Source organism: Streptomyces sp. NPDC047917 (genome assembly GCF_043204345.1).
Lineage (GTDB): Bacteria > Actinomycetota > Actinomycetes > Streptomycetales > Streptomycetaceae > Streptomyces > Streptomyces sanglieri.
This window is the reverse complement of the sequence record NZ_JBIDCA010000003.1, coordinates 539,743-551,614: the sequence shown is the minus strand read 5'-3', so window position 1 is coordinate 551,614 and position 11,872 is coordinate 539,743. Positions and strand designations below refer to the sequence as shown.

Genomic DNA, 11,872 nt, shown 5'->3' with positions numbered 1-11,872 from the left:
GCCCCCGCGTCGCGGCGTCACCGTGTACCGGCGTCACCGTGTACCGGGGAACGGCTGTGGCCCCCGCCCCCGGAGTCGGGGCGGGGGCCACGGGCCGCCGGCGGGTCGTCAGGACGCGGCGAGCGGCCGGATTGCCGTCGGCGCGTGGCCCGGGTCCGTGGCCACGTCTTCGAACTCGTTGACCGAGGCGATGTCCGTACCGCTCATCGCGATGTTCGTCACGCGCTCCAGGATCGCCTCGACGACCACCGGCACCCGGAACTCCGCCGCCAGCTTCTTGGCCTCCTCGAAGGCCGGGAGGAGGGCGTCCGGCTCGGTGACCCGGATGGCCTTGCAGCCCAGGCCCTCGACGACCTTGACGTGGTCGACGCCGTAGACGCCGAGCTCCGGCGAGTTGAGGTTCTCGAACTCCAGGTTGACCTGGAAGTCGATGTCGAAGTTGCGCTGCGCCTGGCGGATCAGCCCCAGGTAGGAGTTGTTCACCAGGACGTGGACGTACGGGATGCGGTGCTGTGCGCCGACGGCCAGCTCCTCCAGCATGAACTGGAAGTCGTAGTCGCCGGAGAGCGCGACGACGGAGCCGCCCGGGTCGGCCGTGGCGACGCCCAGCGCGGCCGGGATGGTCCAGCCGAGCGGCCCCGCCTGGCCGCAGTTGATCCAGTGGCGCGGCCGGTAGACGTGCAGCATCTGCGCGCCGGCGATCTGGGAGAGGCCGATGGTGGTGACGTAGCGGGTCTCGGGGCCGAACGCCCGGTTCATCTCCTCGTACACCCGCTGGGGCTTCAGGGGCACGTTGTCGAAGTGCGTGCGGCGCTGGAGGGTGGCCCTGCGCTCCTGGGTGGAGGCGGCCCACCGCGAGCGGTCCTTGAGCTTTCCGGCCGCCTTCAGTTCGCGCGCCACCTCGACGAACAGCTCCAGCGCCGCCCCGGCGTCGGAGGCGATGCCGAGGTCGGGGGCGAAGATCTTGCCGAGCTGGGTGGGCTCGATGTCGACGTGGACGAACTTCCGCCCCTCGGTGTAGACGTCCAGCCTGCCGGTGTGGCGGTTGGCCCAGCGGTTGCCGATGCCGAGGACGAAGTCGGACTCCAGGAAGTTCGCGTTGCCGTAGCGGTGCGAGGTCTGGAGGCCGACCATGCCGGCGTTCAGCTCGTGGTCGTCGGGGACGATGCCCCAGCCCATCAGGGTCGGGACGACCGGGACGCCGGTCAGCTCGGCGAACTCGACGAGGAGTTCCGCCGCGTCGGCGTTGATGATGCCGCCGCCCGCGACGATCAGCGGACGCTCGGAGGCGTTCAGCATCTCGATCGCGCGCTCGATCTGCTTGCGGGTCGCCGCGGGCTTGTGCACCGGCAGCGGCTCGTACAGATCGGGGTCGAACTCGATCTCGGTGAGCTGCACGTCGATCGGCAGGTCGATGAGGACCGGGCCGGGGCGGCCGGTGCGCATCAGGTGGAAGGCACGCTGGAAGACGCCGGGGACCTGGGCGGCTTCCAGGACAGTGGTGGCGGCCTTGGTGACGGGCGCCGCGATCGAGGCGATGTCGACCGCCTGGAAGTCCTCCTTGTGGAGCACCGCGGTCGGGGCCTGGCCGGTGATGCAGAGGATCGGGATCGAGTCGGCGATCGCGGAGTACAGGCCGGTGATCATGTCCGTACCGGCCGGTCCCGACGTGCCGATGCAGACGCCGATGTTGCCCGGGCGCGCCCGGGTGTATCCCTCCGCCATGTGGGAGGCGCCCTCGACGTGGCGGGCCAGCGTGTGATGGACCCCGCCGGAGGCCTTGAGGGCCGCGTAGAAGGGGTTGATCGCCGCGCCCGGCACACCGAACGCGTTGCTGACGCCTTCGCGCTTGAGGATCTCAACTGCCGCTCGGGCAGCGGTCATTCGAGGCATTGAGTGCTCCTGCTCGGACCTGGTGGAGTCGGGCTCTGTCGCGCCACCTGAGAGCGCCAATTCCGCATTACGGAAACTTGATTCTGCTATACGAAAGTCAATCTAAAGCGCGCTCCGGCGGCCGTCAAGAGAGGCCGCACCCGGCCGCCGATGTGCGCGTCCCCCCGCGAAGTACGCCAAGTCCCTCCCCAGGACGTCGCTCTTGGTGGACGATGGAGTCCGGAGCGGAGCCGGCCCGTCACGGCCGGTGCGTACGTGTTTCGGTGCGCACGTGTTTCGGTGCGCATGTGTTTCGGTGCGCCTGGAGAGCGACCGTCGGCAGAGAACGCCGGGGCGCACCCGGGGCCGGAGGGAGAACATGGTGGAGTCGGTGCCGGTACGTTGCCCGGCCTGCCGCCGCGACCACACGTACAGCCCGCCGGCCTACCCCTGCCCGTGCGGCGCGCCGACCGCCCCGCCCCTGCTCCCCGGTGCCCCGGCCGTGCCCATCACCCACCGCACCTGGAACGACGACTGGGTGACGGTGCGCTGTCCCTCCTGCGGGCGCCGGGACCAATGGCCGCAGCCGGAGCTGTGCTGCCCGTGCGGGACGGTGCTGCGCGTGCCGGTCCGGCCGGTGACGGCGCCGGACGACGAGCCCGGGCCGGCCGGCCCCTCGCACATCCCGCTGCCACGCACCGCCCCGGCGCCCCGGCCCGCGTTCCGTGCCGTCGCCATCCACGGCGCGGACGACGCCCTGGCGACCGCGGCCCGGTATCTGAGGTGGCTGGGCTACCGCGACGTGGTGCGGTCCCCGAAGACCTCCCCCGCACGGATCGACCTGCGGGCCACCGGGCTGATCGCCCAGGTCGACACGGTCGCCCGCCCGACCGGCCTGCGCGATGTCGAGTGCCTCTGGCTGAACGCGCTCAGCGCGTCGCTCGCCTGCGTCTTCTTCTCCGTCCCGGGGTACGCGGCGGACGCCTCGGCGCGCGCCGAGAGCCTGGGCATGCCGCTCTTCGTGATGGACCCGGCGGGAACCCCGCAACCGGTCAACAGCCCGGCCGACGAGCTGCTCAGCACCGGGGCCTGAGACGCCATACTGGCGGCATGCGCATCCGTACCGCCCGCAGCACCGACCTCCCGCTGCTCCAGGACATCGAACGTGCCGCCGGCGAACCGTTCCGCACCCTCGGCATGACCGCCATCGCGGACGACGACCCTCCGGCCCTCGGGCTGCTGGACGACTACCGCAGGGCCGGCCGCGCCTGGGTGGCCACGGACCCGGACGACCGCCCGGTCGGCTATCTGATCGCCGACCCGGTCGACGGGGCGGCCCACATCGAGCAGGTCTCCGTGCACCCGTCCGCCGCACGGCGCGGCCTGGGCAGCGCGCTCATCGACCGTCTCGCCGGGTGGGCGGGCGAGCGCGGTCTGGGCGCGCTCACGCTCACGACCTTCTCCCACGTCCCCTGGAACGCGCCGTACTACGCCCGCCTCGGCTTCCGCGCCCTTGACGACGGCGAACTCACCGACGGGCTGCGGAAGATCAGGGCGCAGGAGGCCGAACACGGCCTGGATCACTGGCCACGGGTCTGCATGCGGCGCGAGATCCCGTACTCCGGACACCTCCGGCAGCTCACCGGAACCGACCGGCAACAGTGAGTGCAATCGGTCACGTTCGGGCCAGGGGGCCACAAATGTTCGGCCCGCTGTCAGTGGCGGGGCTTAAAGTGGTGCGCATGGCTTTAACTCCACGGAACACACCTGACGACCGGCCGCGCACGACCCGGCCGGCGCCCCCGTCCGCCGCCCGGGCGAACGAGGCGATACGGGCATTCGTGGACGCGCGCGCCGGGCAGGACTGGTCCTCCGTGGAGTCCGCCGCCTACGAGGTGCTGCTGATCGAGTGGGCGGCCGCGACCCGGGGCGGCACCGGCGACATCATCGAGGCCGCCTGACCGCGCCCGGGGCGCTCCGTCCCTACTGCCCGTAGCCCTCCCGCAGTTCGATCTTCCGGACCTTCCCGCTCACCGTCATCGGGAAGTCCTCCAGGATCCGCAGCCGCCGCGGGACCTTGTAGTGCGCCAGTTGCTCACGGCAGTAGTCCGTCACCTCGTCCAGGGTCGGCGGATCCGCCGGGCTCCTCGGGATCACGCAGGCCAGGATCTCCTCGCCGTAGGTGTCGTCCGGTACGCCCACCACCTGCACATCCGCGATCTTCGGGTGACCGTAGAGGAATTCCTCGATCTCCCGCGGATACACGTTCTCCCCACCGCGGATGATCATGTCCTTGATCCGGCCGACGATCTGTACGTAGCCGTCCTCGCGCATCACCGCGAGGTCGCCGGTGTGCATCCAGCGGCCGGCGTCGATGGCCTCCGCGGTCCGCTCGGGCTGTTCCCAGTAGCCGAGCATCACGCTGTAGCCACGGGTGCACAGTTCACCGGCCGTGCCGCGCTCCACCGTCACCCCGGTCACCGGGTCGACGACCTTGACCTCGATGTGCGGCATCACCCGGCCGACGGTGCCGGTGCGGCGCTCCAGGTCGTCGTCGCGGCGGGTCTGGGTGGAGACCGGTGAGGTCTCCGTCATGCCGTAGCAGATGGACACCTCGTCCATGTGCATCTCGGCGACGACCCGCTTCATCACCTCGACCGGGCAGGGGGATCCGGCCATGATCCCGGTGCGCAGCGAGGAGAGGTCGTACGAGGCGAAGTCCGGCAGGTTCAGCTCGGCGATGAACATGGTGGGGACGCCGTAGAGCGAGGTGCAGCGCTCCTGCTGTACGGCGGTGAGCACGGCGGCGGCCTCGAAGGCGGGGGCCGGGATCACGATGCAGGCGCCGTGCGAGGTGGTGCCGAGGTTCCCCATGACCATGCCGAAGCAGTGGTAGAAGGGGACCGGCAGGCAGACCCGGTCCGCTTCCGTGTAACCGACCAGTTCACCCACGAAATAGCCGTTGTTGAGGATGTTGTGGTGGGAGAGGGTGGCGCCCTTGGGGAAGCCGGTGGTGCCCGAGGTGTACTGGATGTTGATCGGGTCGTCGCAGGACAACTCCGCCTCACGGGCGGCGAGTTGCTCCATCGTCACGGATCCGGCGGTGGCCAGCAGTTCGTCCCAGGACGGGTCGCCGATGTAGTGCACGGCGCGCAGCGCGGGACAGTCGGCGCGGACCTGGCCGACCAGGGCGCGGTAGTCGCTGGTGCGGTGCGAGAGCGAGGAGACCAGGAGCGAGATCCCGGCCTGCTTCAGCACGTACTCCAGCTCGTGCGCCCGGTACGCCGGGTTGATGTTGACCATGACGGCGCCGATGCAGGCGGTGGCGTACTGGACCAGCACCCACTCCGGGCAGTTGACCGCCCAGATCCCGACCCGGTCCCCCTTGGCCACCCCGGACGCCATCAGGGCCCGGGCCAGTTCGTCGACGGCGGCACCGAATTCGGTGTACGTCCAGCGCCGGCCGGACGCGACGTCCACGAGTGCCTCGCGGTCGCCGAACGTCTCGACGGCGCGGTCCAGATTGCGGCCTATGGTGTCGCCGAGGAGCGCCGTGGTGCCGGTGCCGTGCGCGTAGGAGAGCTCGCTCATCGCAGATCACCCTCGTCGTACTCGGTTCCGGTGCCCTTGGCGGTGCGCTCGCGGAGCTCGATGCGGCGGATCTTGCCGGAGACGGTCTTGGGCAGTTCGGCGAATTCCAGCTTGCGGATCCGCTTGTACGGGGCGAGGACCGAGCGCGAGTGCTCGAACAGCGCCTTCGCGGTCTCCGGGCCGGGCTCCCAGCCCTCCGCGAGCACGACGTACGCCTTGGGGACGGAGAGTCGGACCGGGTCGGGGGCGGGAACGACCGCCGCCTCGGCGACCGCCTCGTGCTCCAGCAGTGCGCTCTCCAGCTCGAACGGCGAGATCTTGTAGTCGGAGGCCTTGAACACGTCGTCGGCGCGGCCGACATAGGTGATGTAGCCGTCCGCGTCGCGCGAGCCGATGTCGCCGGTGCGGTAGTAGCCGCCCGCCATGGCCTCGGCCGTGCGGTCCGGGTCGCCGTGGTAGCCGGTCATCAGGCCCACCGGCCGGCCGGACAGGTCCAGGGAGATCTCGCCCTCGGCCGCGCCGGGCTCGCCCGTGACCGGGTCCAGCAGCTCGACCTTGAAGCCGGGGCTGGGCCGCCCCATCGAACCGGCCTTCAGCAGCTGGCCCGGGGAGTTGGCGACCTGGACGGCGGTCTCGGTCTGGCCGAACCCGTCGCGGATGGTGACGCCCCAGGTGCGCCGCACCGTCTCGATGACCTCCGGGTTCAGCGGCTCGCCGGCCGCGACGACCTCGCGCGGCGGGGTCTTCAGCTGGGAGAGGTCGGCCTGGATCAGCATCCGCCAGACGGTGGGCGGGGCGCAGAAGCTGGTGACGCCCGAGCGGTCCATCTCGGCCATCAGCCGGCCCGCGTCGAAGCGGGTGTAGTTGAAGATGAAGACGGTCGCCTCGGCGCTCCAGGGCGCGAAGAGGTTCGACCAGGCGTGCTTGGCCCAGCCGGGCGAGGAGATGTTGAGGTGGACGTCCCCGGGCTTGAGGCCGATCCAGTACATCGTCGCCAAGTGGCCCACGGGGTAGGAGACATGGGTGTGCTCGACAAGCTTCGGGCTGGCGGTCGTGCCGGAGGTGAAGTAGAGCATCAGCGGCTCGTCGGCGTCGGTCTCCCGGTCCGCCCCGAAGGTCTCCGGCTGCTCGTCGGCGCCGGCGTACGCGAGCCAGCCGGGCACCTCCGCGCCGACCGCGATCCGGGTGTAGTCGCCGGGCACCTCCTCGAACTTCGCGGTGTCGGCGTCCCGGACCAGGACGTGGCGGACCCGGCCGCGCTCCACCCGGTCGCGCAGGTCGACCGGGCCCAGGAGCGGGGTGGCGGGGATGACGACGGCGCGCAGCTTCATCGCGGCGAGGGCCGTCTCCCACAACTCGACCTGGTTGCCGAGCATGACGAGGATCCGGTCCCCGGCGCGCACGCCCTGGGCGCGCAGCCAGTTCGCGGCCCGGTTGGAGCGGGCGGACATCCGGGCGAAGGACACCTCGGTGCGTCCACCGTCCTCCTCGACGATGTGCAGGGCGGTGCGGTCGTTGTTCTCGGCGATGGCGTCGAACCAGTCGAGAGCCCAGTTGAAGTGGTCGCTCCTGGGCCAGCTGAAGCCCTCGTAGGCCGCGTGGTAGTCCTCGCGGTGCTCCAGCAGGAAGTCCCGGGCGGCCCGGAACGTTTCCGTCGCACTGGTTGCCGACATGTGCCCTCCTCATTGCGGACCGGACCGGTCACTTAACATCATGTAAACAGTGACCCAGGTCTCACCACCCCCGAACGGGGGTGCAGCGAGGGGTGGCCGAGCCCCCGGAGCCGGGCAGGGAGGCGTCAGCGTGCCGGAATCCGTCGATGCGGTCGAGATGCAGACGGCGCTGCTGCGGCTGCGCCGGACCAGTGGCCTGCCGGTGGCCTTCGGCGGACTGCTCGCCGACGCCCGTCATGCCCGGATCGCCGAGCTGAACGGGGCGCATACCAGCGCGCTGCGCGGGCTCGTCATCTCGGCGGGAAGCGGGCTCGGCGGCAAGGCGATCGCGCTGTCCCGGCCGTGCGCGGTGACCGACTACCACTCCTCGCGCCACATCAGCCACGAGTACGACCTGGCGGTCGCGGCGGAGGGTCTGCGCTCGGTGGTGGCGGTGCCCGTGGTGGTGCGGCGCAAGGTGCGCGGTGTGCTGTACGGGGCGCTGCGCGAGCCGATCACGCTCGGGGACCGCACGTTCGACGCGGCGGTCGCCGCCGCCCGCGACGTGGAGCAGGCCCTGGTGGTACGGGACGAGGTGCAGCAGCTGCTGTCCGTGACCCGGGAGCAGGTCACGGATCCCAGGGCCGCCCCGGAGGCGTGGGAGGACGTCCGCGAGGCCCACCGCGAGCTGCGGGCCCTGGTCCCGAAGGTCGTCGACCCGGCCCTGCGCGACGAGCTGCTCACGGTGTGCGGGCTCCTCGCCTCGGCGGCCGGGGCCCGCGCCCCCGGCGCCCTCGCGGTCCAGCTGGCCCCCCGCGAGCTGGATGTGCTGGCCTGCGTGGCGGCGGGGGCGACGAACGGGGTGGCGGCCGAGCGGCTCGGGCTGCGGCCGGAGACGGTGAAGGGCTATCTGCGTTCGGCGATGCGCAAGCTGGGGGCGCACACCCGGCTGGAGGCGGTGGTGGCGGCCCGGCGCGCGGGGCTGCTGCCGTAGCCCCGCCCGGTTCACTCCCCGAAGTCGACGAACGTCCCGAACCGGATGTCGTACCCGTCGGCGCCGCCCGCCGGGGGCGCCATGACGGAGAGCGTCCGGGCCGCCTCCTCCGTGACCGCGTCCCGCTCGGCCCGGCCCGGACTGCCGAGCGGCTGCACGGTGAGGACGGCCCGGCCGGGCCCGTCGCCCAGCCGCCAGACCGCCGCGAGGAACCCGTCGACGAGCACCGTCCCGTACGACTGGTTGCCGTTCCCGTTGCGCCCCCGGTAGCGCGGCGGGATCACCCGGGTGCGGTCCGCGTGACCGAGGAGCACATTGTCGAACTCGGGCAGGAAGCGCGGCGGGGCCGGGGTGTCCTCGTCCGGGCGCGGGGCGTCCGGCAGGTCGAAGAGCTCGACCCCGTTCTCGTCCCGGAAGGTGACGAGCCGCGGCCGCAGCCGCTCGAAGACTTCCCGCAGCCGGGTCAGCCCGGCCCAGGCCTGCATGTCCCGCACCGAGGCCGGCCCGAAGGCGCCGAGGTAGCGCAACACCGCGGCATCGGGCGCGGCGGCCGGCTGCGACGGGGCGCCGAGCCAGTGCTCGGCGGTGGTCAGCGCGACCGCGCCGCTGCGCCCCCACACCCCGCGAGGGGTCACCTGGACCAGCGGCAGCAGACAGCGGGCGGCCACGCCCAGGGACTGCGGGTCCGCGTCGGGCCACTCGGTGAGCAGCGCCTCGCGGATCTCCTTGGGCGTACGTGGCCGCTCCTCGACGAGCTGCCTGCCGAGAGCCCTGAGCCGGTCCCGGTCCACTCCGAGGAGTCCCTTGCGGAAGGTGTTGAGTTCCCGGTCGCGGGCCGGCTGGACCAGGGGGCGCAGGGTGAGCGCGTCGGCGGCGGTGTGCAGATGGATGGTGGAGCGCAGGGTGACGATGCGGACCGCCTCGCGGGACTCCATCAGCCCGGCGAGTTCGGCCGGGTCGAAGCCTTCGAGGCGGGCGCAGAGCTGGTAGTAGGGCGGTTTGGTGTTCTGTGCCTGGAGGCCGACCAGGTGTTCCACGGCTTCCTTCGCGGACATCGCGGTGCGGCGCAGCAGCAGCTGGCGCTCCAGCGTGGCGCGGTTCAGCGCGCGCGGGGACAGCACGGCGGGAGTGGCGGCGTTCTTCCTGACGACCATGGGTGCACGCTACTCGGGCTTGCGGACAGCTCCGGTCCTCTTCGGGGATCGTCCTCCGGTCCGCGATCCCGCCATGCCGCCGTGCCGCAGGACCCGGGATCGGCGGGCGCCCGCCCGCATCATGGTCCGGTGATCAGTGTCCTGTTCGCCGTCCTCACCGCGCTCAGCAACGGCAGCGCCTCCGTGCTCCAGCGCCGTGCCGCCCGCACCGTCCCCGACAGTGAGGCGATGCGTCTGTCGCTGATCGCGCACCTGGTCCGCCAGCGGCTGTGGCTCGCCGGGATCGGCCTGGTGATCGTCGCGGCCGTCTGCCAGGCGGTGGCGCTGGCCACCGGGCCGATCGCCGTGGTCCAGCCGATCTTCGTGATCGAGCTGCCCGCCACGCTGCTGATGGCCGCGTTCGTCATGCGCGTCCGGCTGCCCCGGAGGGTCTGGTACGGGGTGGCGGCCGTGACGCTCGGGCTGGCCCTGGGCATGGCCTCGGCGGCCCCCGGCGGCGGCAGTACGCAGGTGAACGGGGCGGCCTGGGTCCCGGCGCTGATCCTGACCGGGCTCTTCGAGGCCGCGCTGATCGGCGCGGCCCTGGGCAGCCGGGGCAACACCCGGGGCGCGCTGCTCGGCCTCGCCGCCGCGTGCGGGTACGCCCTGACGGCGGCGCTCATGAAGGACGCGATGGCCCGGCTCGAAGGGGGCGGCGGGGCGGTGGCGCTCCTGACCTCCTGGCAGCTGTACGCCACGGCGGCGGCCGGGGTGGGAGCCCTTTTCCTCCTCCAGAACGCCCTCCAGGCGGGCACGCTGGTCGCCGTGCAGCCGATGCTGACCCTCGGGGACGCGCTGATCAGCGTGGTGTACGGGGTGACGCTGTTCGGCGAGGAGCTGCGCACCGGGTGGTGGGTGCTGCCTGAGCTGGTCGCGCTCGTCCTGATCACGGCGGGCTGTGTCGAGCTGGCCCGCTCCCCGCTGGCGGCCGGGAACGCGGCGCCGCCCAGGCCCCGGGTCAGATGAGCGGGCCGTGGGCGTCCCGGCCCGGGGGCGGCGGCGATTGCTCCCGACCGGGTCGCGCCGCCCGGCCGCTCGGGGCTATTCTCCGGTCGGGTCATGTGTGGCGTACGGGCAAGGGGCCCGGTTCTTTTCTGGGGGTCGGTGTGGTTTCTGGTCGCGTTGTGCGGTTCGACGGAGCTCGGGGCTACGGCTTCATCGCACCCGATCACGGAGGTGAGGACGTCTTCCTCCATGTGAACGACATGCTGATCCCCGAGTCCTACGTACACACGGGTACGGCGGTCGAGTTCGAGATCGAGGACGGGGACCGCGGTCTGAAGGCGTCCTCCGTCCGGCTCGCCGAGGGGCCCGACGGGAAGCCGCTGACTCCCCCGCGGCCCGTGGCCGTCACCGCCTCCGGGGCGCCCGACGACGACGCCCTGTGCGATGTGCTCAGCGCCGCCGAGTACACCAGGGACGTGACCGATGTGCTGCTGGAGTCCGCACCCTCGCTGACGGGTGCTCAGATCCTGCAGATCCGGCGCGGGTTGCTGCAGTTCGCCAAGAACCACGGCTGGACCGAGGGCTGACCGGCGCGGGGATTCAGCCGCTCGGCTCCCGCACCACCAGCGGGGTGCCGAGCACCTGGTGGCCGCCGCTGGCCAGCATGCGCACCTCGCCCTGGTCGCTGATCTCCGCGCGCACGATCCCGGTCTCGTCCTCGTAGACCGGGAAGCCGCCCGCCCCCGACTGTGCCGTGCGCCGGACGGTCACCGTGTCGTCCTCCACCGCGGACGCCTGAAATACCAACTGGTAGCTCTCCGGGTAATCCATGACCGTTCTCCGTTGCGGATGGGGCAGGGCATGTTGCGCCCGTATCCTCCATGGTCCCTCGGACCGGCCCTCGGCGCCCGAGCAGCGGCCCTCCCCGGCCGGAGACCGTTATCCTGAAGCCATACGGGCGGTTCGACAGCACTCGGGTGCATACCGCAGAAATAATCCCCTTTTCTCCCGAGTCGTGTGCACGGCATGCACGCCCGGGATCCCCTGATTCGGGAAGGGACAACGCCATGATGGATGCCGACAGGGGAGACGATGTCTACCAGCCCCAGCAGCCGGAGGCCTCGGACCTCTCCGAGCAGCTCGACGTCGAGGACACCCTTGACGACCGGCAGCTGACCGACGCGCTCGACGAGGGCTACTCCCCGCCCGAGCGGCCGTGGGCCGTGGAGGACCGGGGCACCACCGCCACCGAACAGCACGAGGGCGAGTCGCTGGACGGCCGTCTGGCCCGCGAACTGCCCGAGTCCTCCGACACCGTCGGCGACGGCCTGGGGGACCTTCCCGACGGCGACGGCGAGCTGTGGGACGCGGAGGTCGGCACGGTGCGCGCCGGCCGGCTCACCCGGCAGCTGGACATCGACGAGCCGGACACCATGGCGGGCGAGGACGTGGGGATCGACGGGGCCGCCGCGTCGGCGGAGGAAGCCGCCATGCACGTGGTGTCGGACGGCCGGATCTGAGGCGGCACCTCTCCCGCCCCGGCCGCGCGGACCATTACCCCGCAGGTAATCGACGCCCCGCGCGCCTTCGGACATCGTGTTCCTCACCAGCACGACAAGAGCCCG

12 protein-coding genes are annotated in these 11,872 nt (G+C 71.8%); 7 read left to right on the top strand and 5 right to left on the bottom strand.

Going from position 1 to position 11,872, the window contains the following annotated elements:
• Nucleotides 1-108 precede the first annotated feature (108 nt).
• A complete protein-coding gene (gene gcl, locus ACGF8B_RS09280; protein WP_392736244.1) occupies nucleotides 109-1,884 on the bottom strand; it encodes a glyoxylate carboligase in 1,776 nt (591 codons plus the stop codon).
• Nucleotides 1,885-2,254: 370 nt separating this feature from the next.
• Here gcl and ACGF8B_RS09275 point away from each other — a divergent pair, with 370 nt between their 5' ends.
• The 3 genes from ACGF8B_RS09275 (at nucleotide 2,255) to ACGF8B_RS09265 (ending at nucleotide 3,833) form a co-directional block, all read left to right on the top strand.
• Nucleotides 2,255-2,965 (top strand): hypothetical protein, encoded by a 711-nt coding sequence (locus ACGF8B_RS09275; protein ID WP_392736489.1) that lies wholly within the window; start codon nucleotides 2,255-2,257, stop codon nucleotides 2,963-2,965.
• 17 nt (nucleotides 2,966-2,982) lie between these two features.
• The gene (locus ACGF8B_RS09270) at nucleotides 2,983-3,537 is read left to right on the top strand and encodes a GNAT family N-acetyltransferase (protein ID WP_392736243.1); all 555 of its coding nucleotides are present in this window, start codon (nucleotides 2,983-2,985) and stop codon (nucleotides 3,535-3,537) included.
• A gap of 77 nt (nucleotides 3,538-3,614) precedes the next feature.
• On the top strand, nucleotides 3,615-3,833 hold the full coding sequence (locus ACGF8B_RS09265) for a hypothetical protein (RefSeq protein WP_124721328.1): 219 nt from the start codon (nucleotides 3,615-3,617) through the stop codon (nucleotides 3,831-3,833).
• 22 nt (nucleotides 3,834-3,855) lie between these two features.
• Here ACGF8B_RS09265 and ACGF8B_RS09260 read toward each other — a convergent pair whose 3' ends face one another.
• Nucleotides 3,856-5,463: an AMP-binding protein gene (locus ACGF8B_RS09260; RefSeq protein WP_392736241.1), complete on the bottom strand. Its 1,608-nt coding sequence runs from the start codon at nucleotides 5,461-5,463 to the stop codon at nucleotides 3,856-3,858.
• Nucleotides 5,460-7,136, bottom strand: coding sequence for an AMP-binding protein (locus ACGF8B_RS09255; protein WP_392736239.1), 1,677 nt, complete (start codon nucleotides 7,134-7,136; stop codon nucleotides 5,460-5,462). The genes ACGF8B_RS09260 and ACGF8B_RS09255 overlap by 4 nt, the downstream gene beginning before the upstream one ends.
• 130 nt (nucleotides 7,137-7,266) lie before the next feature.
• Here ACGF8B_RS09255 and ACGF8B_RS09250 point away from each other — a divergent pair, with 130 nt between their 5' ends.
• On the top strand, nucleotides 7,267-8,109 hold the full coding sequence (locus tag ACGF8B_RS09250; RefSeq protein ID WP_392736237.1) for a response regulator transcription factor: 843 nt from the start codon (nucleotides 7,267-7,269) through the stop codon (nucleotides 8,107-8,109).
• Nucleotides 8,110-8,120: 11 nt separating this feature from the next.
• Here ACGF8B_RS09250 and ACGF8B_RS09245 read toward each other — a convergent pair whose 3' ends face one another.
• The gene (locus tag ACGF8B_RS09245) at nucleotides 8,121-9,263 is read right to left on the bottom strand and encodes a winged helix DNA-binding domain-containing protein (protein ID WP_392736235.1); all 1,143 of its coding nucleotides are present in this window, start codon (nucleotides 9,261-9,263) and stop codon (nucleotides 8,121-8,123) included.
• 129 nt (nucleotides 9,264-9,392) lie between these two features.
• On the opposite strand from ACGF8B_RS09245, the gene ACGF8B_RS09240 reads away from it, so the two are divergent.
• Nucleotides 9,393-10,268 carry a DMT family transporter gene (locus ACGF8B_RS09240; RefSeq protein ID WP_392736233.1) on the top strand — a complete coding sequence of 292 codons (876 nt, stop codon included), beginning with the start codon at nucleotides 9,393-9,395 and terminating at the stop codon, nucleotides 10,266-10,268.
• Between the two features lie 140 nt (nucleotides 10,269-10,408).
• A complete protein-coding gene (locus ACGF8B_RS09235) occupies nucleotides 10,409-10,834 on the top strand; it encodes a cold-shock protein (protein WP_392736231.1) in 426 nt (141 codons plus the stop codon).
• Between the two features lie 13 nt (nucleotides 10,835-10,847).
• Here ACGF8B_RS09235 and ACGF8B_RS09230 read toward each other — a convergent pair whose 3' ends face one another.
• Nucleotides 10,848-11,078: a DUF6296 family protein gene (locus tag ACGF8B_RS09230; protein ID WP_392736230.1), complete on the bottom strand. Its 231-nt coding sequence runs from the start codon at nucleotides 11,076-11,078 to the stop codon at nucleotides 10,848-10,850.
• A gap of 236 nt (nucleotides 11,079-11,314) precedes the next feature.
• On the opposite strand from ACGF8B_RS09230, the gene ACGF8B_RS09225 reads away from it, so the two are divergent.
• On the top strand, nucleotides 11,315-11,767 hold the full coding sequence (locus tag ACGF8B_RS09225; RefSeq protein ID WP_392736228.1) for a DUF5709 domain-containing protein: 453 nt from the start codon (nucleotides 11,315-11,317) through the stop codon (nucleotides 11,765-11,767).
• The last annotated feature ends 105 nt before the right edge of the window (nucleotides 11,768-11,872 follow it).